The following is an 18342-nucleotide window of genomic DNA, read 5'->3' as shown; positions in this document are numbered from 1 at the left end:
AGTCCCCAGGAGGTCCTGTGCCCACCACCGCCACCACGGCGCCGCTCTACGCGATCAAGGCCGAGCTCTTCCGCTCGCTCGCGCACCCCACCCGCATCCAGGCCCTCGAGGTGCTCAGCGCCGCGCCCGACCACGAGGCCCCCGTGGCCGACCTGCTCGCCGCGACCGGCGTCGAGGCCTCGGTCCTGTCCCAGCACCTGGCGGTCCTCAAGCGCGCCGGTGTCGTGACGTCCTCGCGCACGGGCAACACCGTCGTCTACCGGCTGAGCCGCCCGCTTGTCGCCGAGCTGCTCGTCGTGGCACGCGCCTTCCTGCGCGAGACCCTCGACGCGTCCGGCCGACAGCTCGCCGCCGCGGACGAGCTGCCTCCGCTCCAGGGGGCGAGCGAACGGACCGGGCAGTGAGCCGGGCGGGCCGCTCGGTACGCGACCTCCTGCCGTCCCGCGCCGACGTCGACCTCCGACCGAGGACGCTGCGCGCCGACCTGCTGGCGGGCATCACGGTCGGCGTGGTGGCCCTGCCGCTCGCCCTCGCGTTCGGCGTGAGCGCCGGGGTAGGGCCCGGCCCGGGCCTCGTGACAGCCGTGGTCGCGGGCATCGTGGCCGCAGTGCTCGGCGGCTCGCGCGTCCAGGTCAGCGGGCCGACGGGCGCGATGGCCGTGGTCCTGGCCCCGATCGTCGCCCAGCACGGCCCCGCGGCGGTACCGCTCGTCGCAATCCTCGCGGGCGTGGTCGTGCTCCTGGCCGGGGTGACGCGTCTCGGCCGCGTCGTGACCTTCATCCCGTGGCCCGTGGTCGAGGGGTTCACGGCCGGGATCGCCGCGATCATCTTCCTCCAGCAGGTGCCGGCGGCCCTGGGTGTCACGGGCGCGGTGGGCGGCAACCCGCTGCGCGTGGCCATCGACTCCGCCGTCGCCGCGTCCGGGGACGGCCCGACCGTCCTGTGGACCCTCGGCACCGTCGCCCTCGTGGCCGTCGTGATGCTGGTCCTGCCCCGCGTCGCGCCGGCACTGCCCGCCTCGCTCGTCGCGGTCGTGCTCGCCACCGTGGTCGCCCAGCTCGTCGGCGCCCCCGTCGCGCGCATCGGAGCGCTGCCCGATTCCCTGCCCCTGCCGTCCGTGCCGCACCTCGACGCCGGGATGCTGCGGTCGCTGATCGGCCCCGCGGTCGCGGTCGCGGCGCTCGCCGCGATCGAGTCCCTCCTCTCGGCCCGCGTCGCCGCGGCCATGCCGTCCCCCGAGCCGGCCGGGCGGCGCGGGGCGACCGGGAGCGCGATCGTGCCCGACGACGCGACCCACCGCTACGACCCCGACCGGGAGCTCGTGGGCCAGGGGCTCGCGTCGATCGCGAGCGGCGCGTTCGGCGGCATGCCCGCGACCGGTGCCATCGCGCGCACGGCCGTCAACGTGCGCGCCGGTGCGCGCACGCGGCTCGCGGCCGTCGTGCACTCGGTCGTGATCCTGGGCGTCATCTACCTCGCGACCGGTCCCGTCTCCGTCATCCCGCTCGCCGCACTGTCCGGGGTCCTCATGGTCACCGCGGTGCGCATGGTCTCGGTCTCGACCCTCCGGGCCGTGCTGACCTCGACGCGCGCGGACGCCGTGGTGCTCGTCGTGACGGCGGTCGTGACCGTCGCGGTCGACCTCATCGAGGCCGTGCAGATCGGGCTGCTCGTCGCGGCGTTCTTCGCGCTGCGCTCGGTCGCGCAGGCTGCCGCGGTCCATCGCGAGCCCCTCCCGGGGCCGGCGCAGCCGGGCGACGAGCACATCGCGCTCTACCGGCTCGACGGCGCCATGTTCTTCGGCGCCGCGGACCGCATCCACGCGCAGATCCGCGACGACCAGGACGCCCTGGTCGTCGTCCTGCGGCTCTCGCACCTGCGCCTGGTCGACGCGACGGGTGCCCACGCGCTCGGTGAGCTCGTCGCGGACCTCGAACGCTCGGGCGTCACGGTCCTGGTCAAGGGCATCCAGCCCGCCCACCTGCCCGTGCTCACGCGCGTCGGCGTCCTCGACGAGCTGCGCCACGAGAAGCACCTGTTCGCCGACCTCCCGCCCGCGATCGAGCATGCGCGCTCGCACGTCGCGCGGGCTCAGGCGGGGGTCGGGGCCGTGACCCGGCCCCCGGGCCCTGCCGCGGTCGTGGCTCCCGGGGACGCCCTCAGCGGTTGACGTCGAGCGTCAGCACGACCGTGACCGTGTCGCCCAGCTCGACGTCCTCGACCGCGCGGATCCGGTCCTTGAGCGGGACGACGTAGAGACCGTCCTTGGCGAACAGCGACGTGGTCCACGTCGTCGCCCCGATCCGGGCCGAGACGGGGATCATGCCCCAGCCGTAGGTCACGAGCGACGCGACCTCGCGGATACGGGCGCTCTCCGCGTCGGGCACGGACACGAAGTGGAAGGGCGCGGGTCCACGCCAGTGCCACACCTCGCCGACGGCCTCGATCTCCATCTGACCAGCATCACCCCTGCGCGCGGAGCCCGCCGCACCGACGCCCGGGCAGGCACGTGTCGACGCGCGCCCGCAGGCACGAAGGCTGGCAGACTCGGCCTCCATGACGCCCGACCTCGCCATGCTGCGCGACCTCGTCGAGTCGACACCGGAGATCCGGCGGTGGCCGGGGGACGGGGCCTCTGAGAGGTGGGTCCGGGCGGCCGAGGCCCGGGTCGGACGGCTCCCGGCGTCGTACCGCTGGTGGCTCACGGAGGCCCGCGCGGGCGGCGTCGGTCACGTGGAGGTCGCGTCGCTCGCGGACCCGGAGCACGTCACGGAGGCGGACGACGCCCTCACGGCCGGGTGGCGTCTCGCAACGGGCAGGTTGTGCTTCGCGAGCGAGCCCGACGGCGCGGAGACCTTCTCCTTCGCGCTCGACCGGACCAGCGCCAGCGGTGAGCACCCGGTCGTGCGCGTCGACGGCATCGACGGGTCCGAGGAGGTCGTCGCCGAGACGTTCGCGGGGTTCGTGTCGGTGCAGGTCGCACTCCTGCGCGGCCTGGGTGACGGACCGAACCCCGTGATCGCCGAGCTCTGGCGCTCGACGCCGGGCGTGCGGCGCCCCGACGGCTTCACGATCCTCGGCCCGCACCGCTTCGCCGAGGCCAACGAGGCCCACGACATTGCCGACCTCGCCCCGCACTGGGTCCTGGTCGGTGAGGACGGTGAGGGGGCGGGTCTGTTCATGCGGCGTCACGGCCGCGACCGGACGAGCGTCCACCGCCTCGACCTCTCGGCGTTCGCGAGGTCACGCCCCGGCGAGGGCGGGTCGCGCATCGAGGCCGAGGGCGAGCTCGTCACGACCGACCTGCTCGGCCTCCTCGGGGGCGACCCCGCCGCCTGAGGGCGCCGCGCGGGACAGGTCGGTCGCCGTCGGGCCCCCTGACCGTCCCACGCATTCCTGGTGACTCCGCACCCCCGGCCTGGCATGCTCGCTTCATGCCCAAGGCCGCGAGACTCACCCGTGCCGCACGGCGGTCGCAGCGCGCAGTCGTCCCGGACGCCGGTGTCTACGGCGTCGTCGCCCAGGACGCCGGGGCGACCACGTGGACCGGGAGCTACCTGTTCTTCGCCACGTCACCGCGGGCCGCAGCAGCCCGGATCAGGGCCGCCGGATTCCACAAGAAGGGCATCTTCGGGACCTGGAGCCCCCGGGTGCCACCCCCAGGTCCGCTTCCTGGCGACCTGCTCGCCGGGGGCGAGCACTGGTACCGCAGCCGCTGCGACGACGACGGCTGGACGCCCTGGGAGCGTCTCCCGGCGGACTACCGGCACCCGCCCCAGGGGCTCGCGGCCGTGGACCCGACGGTGCGGTGAACATCAGGCCGCGCGAGCGGCCCCCACCGCTCGCTCGAACGCACCCGCGAGCGCCTCGCGCACCGCGTCCGGCTCGGCGGGCACGCACCGTGACGCCACGGTCGCGGCCAGCTCGGCGAGGTAGGGCAGCAGCGCGTCGATCTCCGGGCTGGCCGCGTCGAGCTCGGCCGCAGGGACGGTGACGGTCGCCGTGATCCGTCGCCGTGACCGCGAGAAGCGCACGTTCCGCACCCCCGCCTGGCCTGCCGAGGGGGTGATCGAGCCGCCGAGCGCGAGCATCACGTCGAGCTCGTCGAGCCCGGGGACCTCGACCGCAGCACACTCCGCCTGGAGCGCCCGGCGCAGGACGATCGCCGCGGCGAGGTCTCGCTCGGGGCCGCCCAGCACGTTGCGCTGCGTGAGGATCATCTCTCGCCCTCCGGCGGTCCGAGGTCGGGAACGTTCTGGTCGAGCAGGTCCGCGAAGGTCTCCGCGAGGACGTACCGCTCCCCCGTGTCGTGGTCGGACGTCACGACCGGTCCGTCGTTCGTGACGACGAGCGGGTTTCCCGACCCGTCGAACCCGATCACGAGGCCTTCCTCCGCGACGTCCCAGCCGTCCGTGCGGAAGCTGCGCGTCAGGGTCGCGACGTCGGTGTCCTCGAGCAGTGGAGCGTTGCGCAGCCCGTGGACGGGGACACCCACGAAGCAGCCGCCGTGCCGCCCGACGAGCTCGACGTAGCCCGGGTCGAGAGCTACCCCGAGGCCGCGCACGGCCTCCTCGAGCTGGGCGCGCGTTCCCGGCTCGCCCGCACCGTAGAGGGCGACGGCCGCGTCGAGCCGGGCCAGGAGGTCGGGTGGGAGCGCCATGCCGGCCACCGTAGCGGCGGGGTGGGACACGCGGCCCGACGGCGCCACGCACGCAGGTGCGTGTGTCACCGGTGAGCGTGACGATGGGTGCGACACGTCCCGCCCCTGACCCGCGAGGTGCACCATGACCAGGTTCGTCGTCGACGCCGGCACCGCCCTGCGCCTCGTCGCAGAGGATGCCCAGGTCCCGGACGCCCACGAGCTGCTCGCCCCGACCCTCCTGCGGTCGCAGACCCTGTCGGCATTGCACGAGGCCGTGCACCGGGGCGACCTCCCGGCCGAGGTCGGGCGCGAGCACCTGGCGCGCGTCGGCCGCCTCCCGGTCAGGTTGTTCGGGGACGCCGTGCTGCGCCGCACGTCGTGGAAGGTCGCCGACGAGCTGGGCCTGGCCTCGACGTACGACGCCGAGTACGTGGCCCTCGCCCGGCTCCGCGGCATCGCGCTCGTGACCACGGATGCCGACCTGGTTCGTGCCGTCGTGGGCGTGGTCGAGACGGCGCCGTACGAGGCGCTGCTCGACGTGGGGGCGTGAGCGGCGGCCGTCGGTCGGTGGACGAGCCTCAGGGGCTCGGTACCCCCAGGCGGTCGAGCGCGCCGATGCTCGCCTCGACGATCTGCGCCTGCGCGTCGGCGCGGCTCGTGGCCGGCTGACCGTCTCCCGGTTGCTCGCCGTAGTCGGCGAAGAAGGCGTGGACGCCCCCTGGGACCTCGACGAACTCGGTGGTGGCGGGCAGGTCGGCGCGGGACGCCTCGATCTTGTCGGGCGTCGTCAGGCCGTCGCGCGATCCCCACACCGAGGTCACCTCGACGTCGGCCGTGCTCATGTCGCCCGACGGGTACGAGGCGTGCAGGAGCAGGCCGGTGACCTCGTCGTCGTGCGCGGCGGCGAACGACGACGCGACGACGCCGCCCAGCGAGTGACCACCCACCGCCCAGGTGTCGACCTCGTCGAACGCAGCCATCGCCGATGCCGACTGGTTCGGTGACGTGAAGGCGATGCCCAGCGGTTCCTTGAGCGCCACGACCAGGTACCCGGCCTCGGCGAGCGGGCGCAGCACGGCGGCGGTCGCACGCACGTCCACCCGCGCGCCGGGCGAGTAGACCAGGCCGGTCGTCGCCGCACCGTCCCGCGGGACGAACGCGATCCAGCCCGCCTCGTCGCGGACCTCGACGGAACCGTCGCTCTCGAGAGCTGCGAGCGCGGGCGCCGTCGCGGGGAAGGGCCGGAGCCACACGACGGCCGCCGCCAGGACGACCAGGACGGCGATCCCGATACCCACGGCGACCCCACGCAGGATCCGGCGGGCCCGCGGTCGCCGTGGCGAAGGACCACGATCACGTCGGCGGGCACCCAGGAGGGCCACCGCGAGGATGAGCAGGCCCGCGACCACGCTCGCTCCGAGGACCGCAGCGAGCGCCCAGTGCTGGTGGCGCACGGTGTCGCCGGTCGTCGCGACGACCCAGACGGGCGCTGCGACCAGCGCGACCCCCAGGACGACGAGCAGCAACCGCCCAAGGGTCGCGGCAGGAGATTCCCTGGGCGGGACGGCCAGACCTGCCTCGGCACCCGATGCCGCGCTCGACGTGTTCACCGGTGCTCCGTACTTCTCGACGACGCCCACAGGGGCTGGGCGTCCGTCACGCTAGCAGCCGCGGACCAGCGACGAGGTCGGCAGCGTACGGTGCGCGCGCGGGACGACGCCTCCTCTGGACACACTGGTCCGGGCGCGCGCGATGAGTTCCGGGGGCGCCCAGGGTCTACCCCGACGACACCACGAGACGGGCCGCGAGCAGACCGGGCCGCTCGACCGACCGAGAGGCTCCGCCATGACCGACATCGAGACCCGCACGCTCGAGGCACCGGGAGCGACCGTGACCTACGACGTCCGCGGCGACCTGAGCGCCGCCACCCCCGAGGTGCCCGCGCTGCTGCTCATCGGCTCGCCCATGGGCGCCGACGGGTTCGGCACTCTCGCCTCGCACTTCACCGACCGACCGGTCGTCACCTACGACCCTCGCGGGGTCTCGCGCAGCGTCCGGCCCGACCCCGGGTCGCCCGTCCGCCCCGAGGACCACGCCGACGACCTCCACCGCGTGATCGACGCCCTGGGCGTCGGGCCCGTCGACATCATGGCGAGCAGCGGCGGTGCCATCAACGCGCTCGCCCTCGTGGCCGAGCACCCCGAGCAGGTACGGACCCTCGTGGCCCACGAGCCGCCGTCGGGCCCCGCGCTGCCCGACAGCGACGCCGCGCTCGCGGCGGTCCAGGCCGTCGCGGAGACCTACCGGACCAAGGGGTTCGGGGCCGGCATGGCGCGGTTCATCACCCTGACGAGCTGGGAGGGGCCGTTCCCCGACGACGTCGCCGAGCTCCCCGCGCCGGACCCGGCCGCGTTCGGCTTCCCCGCCGGGGACGACGGGTCGCGCGACGACCCGCTGCTGGGTCAGAACCTCATCTCCTGCACCCACTACGAGCCCGCCTACGACGCGCTCACCTCGGCCTCGACCCGCGTGGTCCTCGCGGCGGGCGACGAGTCCGGCCAGCAGATGGCCGCGCGCGCGGCGCGGGCCATCGCCAAGAACCTCGGCTCCGAGGCGGTCGCGTTCCCGAGCGGGCACGGCGGCTTCCTGGGCGACGAGTACGGGATGCCGGGCGACCCCGCGGGCTTCGCCGCGGCGCTGCGGACCGTGCTCGACGGCGACGGGCCGCGCTGAGCACCTCGTGGAGGGCGGCGGGCTCCCGCGAGGTGAGCCGGCCGCCCGGGTGAGTGCCGCCGTCGGGCACTCTGCGTCCCCCAGATGCCAGCAGCGGCGACCGCGAGGACCATGGCCGCATGACGAACCTGCTGACCGCCGACCCGCCGCCCGACACCCTGGCTCGACGCATCGGGCGCATCGCGCTCGGGCTGAGCCTGGTCTTCGCCGGGATCGGGCACCTGACGTTCTCGCGCGAGGAGTTCCAGGCCCAGGTCCCCGACTGGTTCCCCGTGAACGAGGACGTGACGGTCCTCGCGTCGGGGGCCGTCGAGATCGCGCTCGGTTCGTCGCTCGTCGTGCTCTCGCGCCGACGGGTCGCGGTCGGGCTCGTCGCGGCGGCGTTCTTCGTCGTGATCTTCCCCGGGAACATCGGGCAGTGGCTCGAGCACAAGGACGGGTTCGGGCTCGACACGGACGCCAAGCGGTTCGGCCGCCTGTTCTTCCAGCCCGTGCTCGTCGCGTGGGCGCTCTGGTCGACGGGCGCGTTCAGCGCGCTGCGTCGCCCGCGCGACTGACCCGCCCGACCCGGCGGGCCCCGCACCGCACCGGCACCCCAGAAACCCCTCGACCCCCCTCTCGAACGAAAGGACGCATCATGGGCACGATCACCTCCGGCACCGAGAACAGCACACCCGTCGAGCTCTACTACGAGGACCACGGGACGGGGCAGGCCGTCGTCCTCGTCCACGGCTACCCGCTCGACGGGAACAGCTGGGAGCGCCAGTCCCGCGTCCTGCTCGACGCCGGGTACCGCGTCATCACCTATGACCGCCGAGGGTTCGGCCGGTCCAGCAAGGTCGGGACCGGGTACGACTACGACACGTTCGCGGCCGACCTCGACGCCGTCCTCGAGACCCTCGACCTGCGCGACGTGATCCTCGTCGGCTTCTCCATGGGCACGGGCGAGCTCGCCCGCTACGTCACGAACCACGGCCACGACCGCGTCGCCAAGCTCGCGTTCCTCGCCTCGCTCGAGCCCTTCCTCGTCCAGCGCGACGACAACCCCACGGGCGTCCCGCAGGAGGTGTTCGACGGGATCGCCGAGACGGCCCGCGCCGACCGCTTCGCCTGGTTCACGCAGTTCTACAACGACTTCTACAACCTCGACGAGAACCTCGGCGAGCGCATCTCCCAGGAGGTCGTCACGGCGAGCTGGAACACCGCGACCGGCTCGGCCCCCGTCGCCGCCTACGCCGTCGTGCCCACCTGGATCGAGGACTTCCGCGACGACGTCGCGGCCGTCCGGGCGAGCGGCAAGCCCGCGCTCATCCTGCACGGCACGGCCGACCGCATCCTGCCGATCGACTCGACGGGCCGTCCGTTCCACGCGGCCTTCCCCGAGGCCGACTACGTCGAGGTCGACGGCGCACCGCACGGGCTCCTGTGGACCCACGCCGAGGACGTCAACCGGGCACTGCTCGCGTTCGTCCAGAAGTAGCGCACGCCCCGCGCGGCGCACCGGGCCCCTGGTCCGGTACGCCGCGTCGGCGTGCGGGGTGGGCGACCACGGGGCTACACGGTCGAAGGGAACGCCTTGCGCGCGACCACCACGACGACGAGCCCCACGAGCACCAGGGCCGCCCCCACGAAGGGCAGCCAGCCGACCCCGTACCCCGCGAGCACGGCACCGCCCAGGGCCGCTCCCCCGCCGATCCCGATGTTCGCCGTCGAGTTCACGAGCGCCCCCACGACGTCGGGCGACGCCCCGCGCGTACGGATCGCAGCCGTCTGGAAGATCGACGCCACGCCGCCGAACCCCGCGCCCCACACGGCCGCGGCCACGAGCACGGGGGCGAGGGCGGGGAACGCCAGGCCCAGCGCGCACAGGCCCAGCGTCAGCGTCACCAGGACCGTGAGGACCGTCCGGCGCGGCCGGCGGTCGAGCGAGACCCCCGCGTACCAGGTCCCGACCAGGCCCAGCGCCCCGAGCCCGAGCAGCACCGGTCCCACACCCGCGACCGAGAGCCCGGCGGCCAGGAGCAGGACCGACACGTAGGTGTACACCGAGAACTGGCCCAGGTAGACGAGCGCGTTCGCGGTCGAGACCACGGCCAGGCGCGAACGTCGGGCAGCCTGCCCGTGATCGTCTCGCCGCGCGCCCCCTCCGCCCGCGACGGCCGGCAGGAGCAGCGCGACCAGCACCGTGGTGAGCGCGCAGACCCCGGCGAGCACCGCGAACGCGGTCCGCCAGCCCACGGCTGCACCCAACGAGGTCGACAGAGGCACGCCGAAGACGAAGCCCGCCGACGCCCCGGCGGTCACGAGCGCGAGCGCACGGCCCGTGAACAGCGGCTGCACGAGCCGCGCGCCGTACCCGATGCTCACCGAGAAGAACAGCGCGTGCGCGATCCCGCCCACGGCCCGCCCGGCCGCGACGACGGCGAACGTCGGCGCCACCGCGACCAGGGCGTTGCTCACGGTGTACGCGACGAGCGTCCCGAGCAGCAGGCCCTTGCGCGGGAGGCGCACGGTCGCGAGCGTCAGCGGCACCGCGAGCGCGGCGACCATGAAGGCGTAGACCGTCACGAGCAGCCCCGCGGTCGACTCCGTGACGTCCAGCTCGTCGCTCATGAGCGGCAGCAGGCCCACCGGGAGCAGCTCGGTCGTCACGGCGAGGAAGGTCGCGAGCATGAGCGCGAGGATCCCCCCGGCGGCGTCCCGCACGGTCCCCGGACGCCAGCCCGGGGAGGCGTTCGGCGCAGGATCGGTCACCCAGGCATCTTGGCACGGCGCGTCGCCCTCCTCGCGACGCGCCGCAGGGACGGGCACGCGGGGCCGCACCTAGGGTGAGGAGGAGGACCCGAGGGGACGGGAGGCACGGATGGTCGAGACCGTGACGCTCGACCTGCCCTTCCGCGACCGCTGGCTCGTGCAGAACAGCCCCGCCCGGCGCGTCCCGAGCCACGGGGTCGACATCCTGGGCGAGCGGTACGCGATCGACTTCGTGGGCGTCGACGAGCGGCACCGCACGGCCGCGGTGCGCGACTGGCGCACGCTCCTCGCGACCGAGCCGCCCGAGCGCTTCGTCGCGTTCGGGCGCCCGATCCTCGCGCCTGCGGGCGGTGTCGTGGTCCAGGTGCACGACGGCGAGCACGACCACGAGGCCCGTCGCTCCCAGCCCGCCCTCGTGCCCTACGCGCTCGGGGCCGCCGGACGCCTGCGCGAGGGCGTGCACGCCGTGGCGGGGAACCACGTGACGATCGCGCTCCCCGGTGCCCGGACGTTCGTGTCGCTCGTGCACCTGCGGCGCGGGACCGTGCAGGTCGGGGTCGGCGACGAGGTGCACGTGCGGCAACAGCTCGCCGAGTGCGGCAACTCCGGGAACTCGACCCAGCCGCACGTCCACGTGCAGGTCGCCGACAGCCTGGACCTCACGGTCGCCCAGGGGGTCCCGGTCGCGTTCCGCGACTTCCGCGAGTGGCTCCGCGGCCGGGGCGAGCCCCTCGACCGGGCGACAGGACTGCCCGGCGAACGCTCCGTCGTCGAACCCCTGCCCCTCGCCGAGGCCTGACGGGCACGGGCCGCCCGGCACCGGCTCACCCGGGGCACGAGCGCAGCGGGGCTAAACGCTTCACCCCCTGGCCACCGACGCCCCGTGCTCCTCACTATGGGCCGGGTCCGCACGACCGTGCGGACGACGCCGCCAGAGACGAGGACGTCCGATGAGCCGCACCCCCCTCCCACCCGACGCCGCCCCCGGGCGCCTCGCCCGTCGTCGCGGGCCTCACGACGGCCGCGCTGCTCGCGACCCTCGCGGCGGTGGGCGTCGGAGCCGCCGCGCGCACGGCCCACGCCGCCGAGACCCCGGGCATCCACGTCGCCGACGGCCGGATCGTCGAGGGCGACGGCACCGACCTGGTGCTGCGCGGCGTCAACCACGCGCACACCTGGTTCACGGGCCAGACCTCGTCGATCGAGGCCATCAAGGACGCGGGCGCGAACTCGGTGCGCGTCGTGCTCTCGAGCGGCGACCAGTGGACGCGGAACACCCCCGAGGACGTCGCGCACATCGTCGACCTCTGCGAGGAGAACCGGCTCGTGTGCGTCCTCGAGGTCCACGACACCACGGGCTACGGCGACCAGTACGCGCCCGCGGCGGGCACGCTCGACCAGGCCGTCGACTACTGGGAGGACCTGTATCCCACGCTCGCGGGGACCGAGGACTTCGTCATGGTCAACATCGGCAACGAGCCGTTCGGCAACGACGCCGCGACCAACACGCGCTGGGGTGCGGAGACGTCCGCGGCGATCGGGCGCCTGCGAGACATCGGGTACGAGCACGCGATCGTCGTCGACGCCCCGAACTGGGGGCAGGACTGGACGAACATCATGCGGGCCGAGGCCGACGAGGTCTTCGCGTCCGACCCCGACGCCAACACGATCTTCTCGATCCACATGTACGGCGTGTACGCGCAGGCCTCGACCGTCACGCAGTACCTCGAGCACTTCGTCGACGCAGGCCTGCCCCTGATCGTCGGCGAGTTCGGCTGGCGCCAGACGTCGTCCGACGTCGACGAGGACGTCGTGCTGGCCGAGGCCGAGCGCCTCGACCTCGGGTGGCTCGCCTGGTCGTGGAGCGGCAACACCGACCCGTACCTCGACATGGTCCTGGGCTTCGACCCGGCGAACCCGAGCGCGTGGGGCACGCGCATCGTCGACGGGCCCGACGGCCTGCGGGACACCGCGGTCGAGGCGTCGTGGTTCGGCGGCACGGTCGAGCCCACCGAGGAACCCACGGAGGAGCCGACCGAGCAGCCCACCGAAGGGCCCGAGGACTGCACCGCGGCGCTGCGCGTCGTGGGCTCGTGGCCCGGAGGGTGGCAGGGCGAGGTCACGGTCACGGCGGGGTCCGCGCCGGTCGACGGCTGGTCGGTCGGCGTCCCGCTCCCGGCGGGGGCCTCGGTGACCCAACTCTGGGGCGGGGTCCGCACCTCCACGCCCGACGGCGTCGTCGTGACCCCCGCGGCCTGGAACGGGACGCTCGCGGCGGGCGGGGCGGCGACGTTCGGGTTCATCGGGACGGGTGCCGCGCCGTCGGGCACGGGCGTGACCTGCGCGGGGTCCTGACGGGACTGCCGGGCGCTCCTCGCGGGGAGCGCCCGGCGGGACGCGCCGGGGCTGCATGCCCGACGGCGCAGCCTGGGTCGCGTGTTCGGCGCGGCCGGGAGCGACCGAGGTTCACGCCAGCGGCTGGAGCCTGAACAGGCGGACCACCCGGCCCGACTCGCGCTCGTACGCGCGGTACCCCGGCCACTGCGCCTGGATGAGGTCCCACGCGGCCTCACGCTCGCCGTCGTCCTCGACGAGCGACGCCCGCACCCTCATGTCCCGGCCGCGCACCGTGATCACGGCGTCGGGGTGCGCCAGCAGGTTGTACGTCCAGGCCGGGTGCCGGTCCCGCGCGAACGACGTCCCTGCCACGATCGCGCGGCCATGGCCGTCGGGCGTGTACATGAGGTACGTGCTGCGCGGCTCGCCCGACCGCGCGCCCGTCGTGTGCAGGACGAGCGAGGGCACGAGGATCGCACTGAGCTGCACCCGACCTCCCGAGATACGCGCGAGGAAGCGTTCGGCCGGCGGCAGCACGACCGGCCCGATCCTGCGGAACGCGCGCGTGCGCGTGAGCGGGGCGACGAGCGACCGGACGACCTGCAGCGGGGAGGTCATGCCCCCATGATGGCGGGGACGGCTCCGGGGTGCGCGTCCGGGGTGGCCGATCGAGCGGCCGGGTGCGAGGCGAGGGGCGAGATCGACGGGCGCCAGGCGTCGGGCCCGTCAGCGCGCCGCGTACTCCTCATCGGTCACGTGCTCGAGCCACGTCGTGGTGGTCGTGGGGTCGTCGGCGTTCTCGAGCATCGCGAGGTGCTCCATGAAGTCGTCCGCGGTCGCGCCGTGCCAGTGCTCCTCGCCCGGCGGGCAGTAGACCGTCTCGCCGGGATGCACCTCGACCACGGACTCCCCGCGGGACTGGACGAGCGCCACGCCCGACACCACGTGCAGCGTCTGCCCCTTGGCGTGCGAGTGCCAGGCGGTCCGTGCCCCCGGCGCGAAGCGCACGAGCGCGACGACCATGCGCTGCGAGGGGTCCTGCGGCAGGGCGATCGGGTCGAGCCACACGTCGCCCGTGAACTGCTCGGGCGGGTTCTTGGTGGTCGCGGGCTTGGTCAGCTTCTGCATCAGAGGTCCTTCTCGGTGGAGATGGTGGTCGGGCGTCCTGTCGGCCCGGGGCTCCCGGCGGGAGCACCGGCCTGCACCCCGTGGCCTTCGGCGGCCGCGCCGTCGGCCTCCGTGGCGCGCGTGGCGGCCCACGAGGCGAGGAGCTTGAGCCCGTCGTCGGACGACGACCCGGGTACCGCGGTGTAGACGTTGAGCTGCAGGCCGGCGTCCGCGGGCAGCTCCAACGCCTCGTAGTCGAGCTCGAGCCTGCCCACCGCCGGGTGGTGGAAGACCTTGGTCCCCGTCCGGTGGAGCCGCACGTCGTGCGACGCCCAGAGCCGACGGAAGTCCTCGCTGCGGGTCGACAGCTCCCCGACCAGCGCGGTGAGCGCCGAGTCGAACGGGTTCTTCCCGGCCTCGGCCCGCAGGATCGCGACCGCGTCGTGCGCGATCCGGTCGTACCGGTCGCCCCAGAACTCGCGTGCGGCGTCCGGGTCGAGGAACTGGAACCGGGCCGTGTTGACGGGCTTGTTCGCGATCCGCTCGGGCGAGTCGTAGATCGGCGCGTAGAGGGCACGGCCCAGGGTGTTCGTGCCCAGCACGTCGAGCCGACCGTTGCGCACGAACGCCGGTGCGCCGTCCATCGCGTCGAGGATCCGCTGGACGGCCGGCCGCAGGACCGGCGCCGGAGCCCGGCGGGCGCGCGACCGCGCGGCGCCCGACGCGTTGGCCGCCCGCGCCAGGTCGAACAGGTGGCGGTGCTCGGCCTCGTCGAGCTGGAGCGCCTGGGCCAGGGCCTCGAGCACCTCCTCGGACACTCCGTTGAGGCTCCCGCGCTCGAGCCGCGTGTAGTAGTCGACGCTCACCCCGGCGAGCATCGCGACCTCCTCGCGACGCAGGCCAGGGACCCGACGGTTGGTGCCGTACGCGGGCAGACCGGCGCGGTCCGGGGTGATCCGGGCGCGGCGCGTCGTGAGGAAGTCGCGGGTCTCCGCCTTCAGGTCCATGCCTACGACGGTACGACCAGGGTCCGGTCGCGGGGAGGTACTGGTGGTACCCGGGTCGGGGCCCGACCGCGGCACGGCACGGCGCGGCCAGGCCATCGTGAGCCGGGTACCGACAGGGCCTGCCACGTCCTGGCGACGGCCCCTAGCGTGGGGAGCACCGAACCCCCATCGAGAGGCACGACCACTTCATGCGAGCAACGTTCATGCACGGCGCAGGCGACGTCCGGGTCGAGGAGGTCCCCGACCCGACCCTGCAGGCACCGACCGACGCGATCGTCCGGGTCACCCTGGCCTGCGTGTGCGGGTCCGACCTGCATCCCTACCACTCGATGCCCGCGAGCGCCGAGGGCGTCCCCATGGGGCACGAGTTCATCGGCGTCGTCGAGCAGGTCGGCGACGCCGTGACCGACCTGGCCGAGGGCGACCTGGTCATCTCCCCCTTCGCGTACTCCGACAACACGTGCGTCTTCTGCCGCGAGGGAGTCCACACCTCGTGCGTGCACGGCGGGTTCTACGCCGCCGGGGGTGTGGGCGGGGCGCAGGCCGAGAAGGTCCGCGTGCCCCAGGCGCAGGGAACGCTCGTGAAGATCCCGTCCGACGTCGACCCGGCGCTCCTGCCGTCGCTGCTCACGCTCTCGGACGTCTACCTCACGGGGTACCACGCGGCGCACCAGGGCCGGGTGGGTCCGGGGAAGACCGTCACGGTCGTCGGCGACGGTGCGGTCGGGCTGTCCGCGGTGCTGGCCTCGAAGCAGCTCGGCGCGGACAGGATCGTCCTCATGGGTCGGCACACCGCGCGCACCGACCTGGGCCGGCGCTTCGGCGCGACCGACGTCGTGGCCGAGCGCGGCGCCGAGGGCATCGCGAAGGTCCTCGAGCTGACCGGCGGCGAGGGCTCGCACGTGGTGCTCGAGGCCGTCGGGCACATGCCCGCGTACGAGCAGGCCCACGGCGTGGTGCGCCCGGGCGGTGTGGTGTCGCGCGTCGGTGTCCCCCAGTACGAGGAGGCGCCCGTGGGCTTCGGGTCGCTGTTCGGCAAGAACGCGACGCTGACCGGCGGTCCCGCCCCCGTGCGCGCGTACATCGAGGCGGCGATCCCCCAGGTCCTCGCGGGCGAGATCGACCCCGGGCAGGTGTTCGACGCCGAGGTCTCGCTCGACGACGTCGCCGAGGCCTACCGCCTCATGGACTCGCGCGAGGCCCTCAAGGTGATCGTGCGGCCGTGAGCCACTGGTCCGGCACGACATTCATCTCTTGACTGACGCTCGATATCCATCGATCATCGATAGATGAACGAGACGTTGGCGATGTTCCTGCGCTTGACCCTGTTCGCCCTGGGCCTGGGCACGCTCCTGGCCCAGGGCCTGATCCCCGTCCTGGCCGGCGAGCTGAGCGCCCCGTACCCGGAGGTCGCCCACCTGGTCGTCCCCTACTCCGTGGCGGCGATCCTCGCGATCGTCTGCGTCCAGGTGGCGCTCGTCGCGGTGTGGAGGCTGCTGTCGATGATCAGCGGCGACCAGATCTTCGACGTCGCGTCCCTGAAGTGGGTCGACACGATCACGGTCGGCGCAGCGGTCGCGACGGTCCTGTCGGCCGCCGTCTGGGTCCACCTGGCTCTGGTCGAGCAGGTCGGGGGTCCGGGCATGGTCCTCGGTCTCACCGCGTGCGTCCTGGTCGGCACGGCCGTCGCACTCCTGATGGTCGTGATGCGAGGCCTGCTGAGCGCCGCGATCGCCGATCGCCACGAGCTCGCCGAGGTCATCTGATGCCCATCGTCGTCGACCTCGACGTCATGCTCGCCCGGCGCAAGATGTCGGTGGGCGACTTCGCAGACGCGGTCGGCATCTCGCCCGCGAACGTCGCGGTCCTGAAGAACAACAGGGCCAAGGCCGTCCGCTTCACGACCCTCGACGCGATCTGCCGGGTGCTGGACTGCCAGCCGGGGGACGTCCTGCGCTGGGAGCCGGACCCCGCGGACTAGGCCCGACGGCGCCGGGCCCACCCGCTGGCTCAGCGACGCGCCCGGCTCACCGCGCCACGTCGTAGGTCAGGCGCAGCGCGCCCGTCTCCGTCGGCTCGGAAGCCGTCAGGCGCCAGCTCGAGGCCGGCAGGCCGTCGTCGAACAGCCGCTCTCCCCCGCCCGAGATCTCGGGGCACAGCATGAGGCTCAGGCGGTCGAGCCGCCCCGCGACGACGAGCTGCCGCAGGATCGATGCGCTCGACATGACCCACACGTCACCGCCGGTCTGCTCCTGAAGGTGCGCGACGACGTCGGGCGGGCTCTGCGCGGTCACGCGCGCCCCCGACCACTCGGCCTCGGTGAGCGTGCGCGAGAAGACGATCTTCTCGACGTCGTCCAGCCAGCGCGAGAACTCCCGGCTGCGCGGGTCCGCGGACTCGTCGCCCGCGACCGCGGGCCAGTAGGAGCGGAACCCCTCGTAGTTCTTGCGGCCGAGCAGGACCGTGGTGCTGGTCCGCATCAGGTCCTCCAGGAGGCCGAACGCAGCGTCGCTCACGGCGTGCGGGGCCACCCATCCCATGTCGTTCGCCCCGCCGGGCCCGTTGATGCGCCCGTCGAGCGACACGGAGATGTTGCCGACGACGGTGCGCGGGTCCTGAGCCATGGTGCGATCCTCCTGCGGTGGGACTGGTGTCGCACGGTAGACGGCCGTCGGATCGAGAACTCATCGGTCCCCATCCGCAGACGGCGCGGCGGCCGTACCGAGAACCGGACATCTCGACCAGCAGGAGGGGCGAGCCGACGCTCTTCCGACAGCAACAGTCATGGCGTCCAGTCGCTACCGCGAGCAATGCCGCCGGTGCTACAGTCTCGCAGTTCACCTCCCCCCGAGACACGAGGCGCGGTCCATGATCACCCAGCTTGCCCGGTACACCCGACACATGATCCTTCTGACGATCGTCGGGATCCTCCTGATCCTCGTCTCGCAGGCCGGCTCCGACTCGGGGGGCTTCCTCGTGACGGGGATCCTCGCCGTGGTCGTCGGGGTGGGCCTGATCGTCCTGACCATCGTCGGCGGCCGACGCCAGCGCCGCCAGTGACGGGCCGCACGGGTCCGCGCCGCCGCGCTACGGTCCTTCTCGCCGCCCCGATCGCCCTCGTCCTCACGCTGTCCGCCTGCTCGGGCGGGGCGGACGAGGCCTCCCCGACCCCCACGCCGTCCGCTCCGAGCGGCGTGCTCGCAGGGTCCGAGCACGGCCTCGCCGTGGGGAGCACGGAGGCCGTCCCGTTCGACGCGTCGGCCGTCAGCCAGGGACCGCAGGCCACGTTCACCACCCCGGCGACGAGCCTCGTCTACGACGGCAAGGGCAACGAGGACCCGGCCGTCGCCCAGGTCGAGCTCACCTCCCTGACCGAGGGCAAGGTCGAGGACCTGAACCTCGACGAGTCGTCGCTCGCTCTCGTCGAGGGCGCCACGCTCTACTACCTGTCGTACAAGCTCTCGTACGTCAACGGTCCCGTGTTCACCATGCCGAACTTCAACTCGTTCGCTCTCCTCGCGGGCGACGAGAACGTCACGGACGACATCTCCAACTTCAGCGCAGGGAACGCCGAGTGCGGCACGGCCTACGAGGTCGAGAACTTCGGGGCCGGCGCCTCCATGGAGACCTGCACCTGGTTCTTCGTCACCGCGGGCAACCCCGCCCCCACCGCCGTGCAGTGGTACTCGCCCGCGATGCTGGACGCGGGACTGACCCCGGTCACCTGGCCCATCGGCTGAGTCCGCGGGGCACTGCGCCGGT

General features: G+C 73.7%; 24 protein-coding genes. 15 read left to right on the top strand and 9 right to left on the bottom strand.

Annotated elements, in window-relative coordinates; translation table 11 throughout:
* The first annotated feature begins 17 nt into the window (after positions 1 to 17).
* On the top strand, positions 18 to 404 hold the full coding sequence (locus tag ACIPWA_RS16830) for an ArsR/SmtB family transcription factor (RefSeq protein ID WP_056654155.1): 387 nt from the start codon (positions 18 to 20) through the stop codon (positions 402 to 404).
* Positions 401 to 2170 (top strand): SulP family inorganic anion transporter, encoded by a 1770-nt coding sequence (locus ACIPWA_RS16825; RefSeq protein ID WP_400291722.1) that lies wholly within the window; start codon positions 401 to 403, stop codon positions 2168 to 2170. The genes ACIPWA_RS16830 and ACIPWA_RS16825 overlap by 4 nt, the downstream gene beginning before the upstream one ends.
* Here the strand turns inward: ACIPWA_RS16825 and ACIPWA_RS16820 are convergent.
* A complete protein-coding gene (locus ACIPWA_RS16820) occupies positions 2160 to 2453 on the bottom strand; it encodes a DUF1905 domain-containing protein (protein WP_400291721.1) in 294 nt (97 codons plus the stop codon). The genes ACIPWA_RS16825 and ACIPWA_RS16820 overlap by 11 nt on opposite strands.
* Before the next feature lie 103 nt (positions 2454 to 2556).
* Between ACIPWA_RS16820 and ACIPWA_RS16815 the strand changes: the two genes are divergently transcribed.
* Both ACIPWA_RS16815 and ACIPWA_RS16810 read left to right on the top strand, forming a co-directional pair.
* Entirely contained in the window at positions 2557 to 3339 is a 783-nt protein-coding gene (locus ACIPWA_RS16815) for an SMI1/KNR4 family protein (protein WP_400291720.1), read from the top strand.
* Positions 3340 to 3434: 95 nt separating this feature from the next.
* On the top strand, positions 3435 to 3812 hold the full coding sequence (locus ACIPWA_RS16810) for a hypothetical protein (RefSeq protein WP_400291719.1): 378 nt from the start codon (positions 3435 to 3437) through the stop codon (positions 3810 to 3812).
* 3 nt (positions 3813 to 3815) lie between these two features.
* On the opposite strand, the gene ACIPWA_RS16805 is transcribed toward ACIPWA_RS16810, so the two are convergent.
* Both ACIPWA_RS16805 and ACIPWA_RS16800 read right to left on the bottom strand, forming a co-directional pair.
* Positions 3816 to 4220 (bottom strand): hypothetical protein, encoded by a 405-nt coding sequence (locus ACIPWA_RS16805; RefSeq protein ID WP_400291718.1) that lies wholly within the window; start codon positions 4218 to 4220, stop codon positions 3816 to 3818.
* The gene (locus ACIPWA_RS16800; protein WP_400291717.1) at positions 4217 to 4660 is read right to left on the bottom strand and encodes an SMI1/KNR4 family protein; all 444 of its coding nucleotides are present in this window, start codon (positions 4658 to 4660) and stop codon (positions 4217 to 4219) included. The genes ACIPWA_RS16805 and ACIPWA_RS16800 overlap by 4 nt, the downstream gene beginning before the upstream one ends.
* Positions 4661 to 4784: 124 nt before the next feature.
* On the opposite strand from ACIPWA_RS16800, the gene ACIPWA_RS16795 reads away from it, so the two are divergent.
* Entirely contained in the window at positions 4785 to 5192 is a 408-nt protein-coding gene (locus ACIPWA_RS16795) for a type II toxin-antitoxin system VapC family toxin (protein WP_400291716.1), read from the top strand.
* A gap of 28 nt (positions 5193 to 5220) precedes the next feature.
* Here the strand turns inward: ACIPWA_RS16795 and ACIPWA_RS16790 are convergent, their stop codons facing one another.
* The gene (locus ACIPWA_RS16790) at positions 5221 to 6252 is read right to left on the bottom strand and encodes an alpha/beta hydrolase (RefSeq protein WP_400291715.1); all 1032 of its coding nucleotides are present in this window, start codon (positions 6250 to 6252) and stop codon (positions 5221 to 5223) included.
* Between the two features lie 235 nt (positions 6253 to 6487).
* Here ACIPWA_RS16790 and ACIPWA_RS16785 point away from each other — a divergent pair, with 235 nt between their 5' ends.
* The 3 genes from ACIPWA_RS16785 to ACIPWA_RS16775 all read left to right on the top strand — a co-directional run bounded on the left by ACIPWA_RS16785 (position 6488) and on the right by ACIPWA_RS16775 (position 8855).
* The gene (locus ACIPWA_RS16785) at positions 6488 to 7375 is read left to right on the top strand and encodes an alpha/beta fold hydrolase (protein WP_400291714.1); all 888 of its coding nucleotides are present in this window, start codon (positions 6488 to 6490) and stop codon (positions 7373 to 7375) included.
* Positions 7376 to 7494: 119 nt separating this feature from the next.
* Complete coding sequence (locus tag ACIPWA_RS16780) at positions 7495 to 7932, top strand: DoxX family protein (protein ID WP_400291713.1); 438 nt, start codon at positions 7495 to 7497, stop codon at positions 7930 to 7932.
* An 80-nt stretch (positions 7933 to 8012) separates the two neighbouring features.
* Positions 8013 to 8855 (top strand): alpha/beta fold hydrolase, encoded by an 843-nt coding sequence (locus ACIPWA_RS16775; protein WP_400291712.1) that lies wholly within the window; start codon positions 8013 to 8015, stop codon positions 8853 to 8855.
* A gap of 74 nt (positions 8856 to 8929) precedes the next feature.
* Here ACIPWA_RS16775 and ACIPWA_RS16770 read toward each other — a convergent pair whose 3' ends face one another.
* Positions 8930 to 10129, bottom strand: coding sequence for an MFS transporter (locus ACIPWA_RS16770; RefSeq protein WP_400291711.1), 1200 nt, complete (start codon positions 10127 to 10129; stop codon positions 8930 to 8932).
* Positions 10130 to 10238: 109 nt separating this feature from the next.
* Here ACIPWA_RS16770 and ACIPWA_RS16765 point away from each other — a divergent pair, with 109 nt between their 5' ends.
* Both ACIPWA_RS16765 and ACIPWA_RS16760 read left to right on the top strand, forming a co-directional pair.
* Positions 10239 to 10928, top strand: a complete 690-nt coding sequence (locus ACIPWA_RS16765) for a M23 family metallopeptidase (RefSeq protein ID WP_400291710.1) — start codon at positions 10239 to 10241, stop codon at positions 10926 to 10928.
* A gap of 248 nt (positions 10929 to 11176) precedes the next feature.
* Positions 11177 to 12484, top strand: a complete 1308-nt coding sequence (locus ACIPWA_RS16760; protein WP_400291709.1) for a cellulase family glycosylhydrolase — start codon at positions 11177 to 11179, stop codon at positions 12482 to 12484.
* A 111-nt stretch (positions 12485 to 12595) separates the two neighbouring features.
* On the opposite strand, the gene ACIPWA_RS16755 is transcribed toward ACIPWA_RS16760, so the two are convergent.
* From ACIPWA_RS16755 to ACIPWA_RS16745, 3 genes are all read right to left on the bottom strand, one after another.
* A complete protein-coding gene (locus tag ACIPWA_RS16755; RefSeq protein WP_400291708.1) occupies positions 12596 to 13084 on the bottom strand; it encodes a nitroreductase family deazaflavin-dependent oxidoreductase in 489 nt (162 codons plus the stop codon).
* Positions 13085 to 13192: 108 nt separating this feature from the next.
* Positions 13193 to 13594 carry a (R)-mandelonitrile lyase gene (locus ACIPWA_RS16750; protein ID WP_400291707.1) on the bottom strand — a complete coding sequence of 134 codons (402 nt, stop codon included), beginning with the start codon at positions 13592 to 13594 and terminating at the stop codon, positions 13193 to 13195.
* The gene (locus tag ACIPWA_RS16745; protein WP_400291706.1) at positions 13594 to 14580 is read right to left on the bottom strand and encodes a helix-turn-helix transcriptional regulator; all 987 of its coding nucleotides are present in this window, start codon (positions 14578 to 14580) and stop codon (positions 13594 to 13596) included. The genes ACIPWA_RS16750 and ACIPWA_RS16745 overlap by 1 nt, the downstream gene beginning before the upstream one ends.
* 188 nt (positions 14581 to 14768) lie before the next feature.
* Here ACIPWA_RS16745 and ACIPWA_RS16740 point away from each other — a divergent pair, with 188 nt between their 5' ends.
* The 3 genes from ACIPWA_RS16740 to ACIPWA_RS16730 all read left to right on the top strand — a co-directional run bounded on the left by ACIPWA_RS16740 (position 14769) and on the right by ACIPWA_RS16730 (position 16561).
* Entirely contained in the window at positions 14769 to 15806 is a 1038-nt protein-coding gene (locus ACIPWA_RS16740) for an alcohol dehydrogenase catalytic domain-containing protein (protein WP_400291705.1), read from the top strand.
* A gap of 63 nt (positions 15807 to 15869) precedes the next feature.
* The gene (locus ACIPWA_RS16735) at positions 15870 to 16346 is read left to right on the top strand and encodes a DUF2975 domain-containing protein (RefSeq protein ID WP_400291704.1); all 477 of its coding nucleotides are present in this window, start codon (positions 15870 to 15872) and stop codon (positions 16344 to 16346) included.
* The gene (locus ACIPWA_RS16730) at positions 16346 to 16561 is read left to right on the top strand and encodes a helix-turn-helix domain-containing protein (protein WP_400291703.1); all 216 of its coding nucleotides are present in this window, start codon (positions 16346 to 16348) and stop codon (positions 16559 to 16561) included. The genes ACIPWA_RS16735 and ACIPWA_RS16730 overlap by 1 nt, the downstream gene beginning before the upstream one ends.
* Positions 16562 to 16607: 46 nt before the next feature.
* Here ACIPWA_RS16730 and ACIPWA_RS16725 read toward each other — a convergent pair whose 3' ends face one another.
* On the bottom strand, positions 16608 to 17204 hold the full coding sequence (locus tag ACIPWA_RS16725; RefSeq protein ID WP_400291702.1) for a dihydrofolate reductase family protein: 597 nt from the start codon (positions 17202 to 17204) through the stop codon (positions 16608 to 16610).
* A 244-nt stretch (positions 17205 to 17448) separates the two neighbouring features.
* Here ACIPWA_RS16725 and ACIPWA_RS16720 point away from each other — a divergent pair, with 244 nt between their 5' ends.
* Together ACIPWA_RS16720 and ACIPWA_RS16715 are read left to right on the top strand one after the other, a co-directional pair.
* Positions 17449 to 17640 (top strand): hypothetical protein, encoded by a 192-nt coding sequence (locus tag ACIPWA_RS16720; RefSeq protein ID WP_068709541.1) that lies wholly within the window; start codon positions 17449 to 17451, stop codon positions 17638 to 17640.
* Positions 17637 to 18320, top strand: coding sequence for a hypothetical protein (locus tag ACIPWA_RS16715; RefSeq protein ID WP_400291701.1), 684 nt, complete (start codon positions 17637 to 17639; stop codon positions 18318 to 18320). Before ACIPWA_RS16720 ends, ACIPWA_RS16715 begins: the two co-directional genes overlap by 4 nt.
* Positions 18321 to 18342 lie beyond the last annotated feature (22 nt).

The sequence above is a fragment of the Oerskovia enterophila genome (assembly GCF_044748475.1).
GTDB classification, from domain to species: Bacteria; Actinomycetota; Actinomycetes; order Actinomycetales; family Cellulomonadaceae; genus Oerskovia; species Oerskovia enterophila.
The sequence above is the reverse complement of the archived record's forward strand: the minus strand, read 5'-3'. Positions and strand labels throughout refer to the sequence as shown.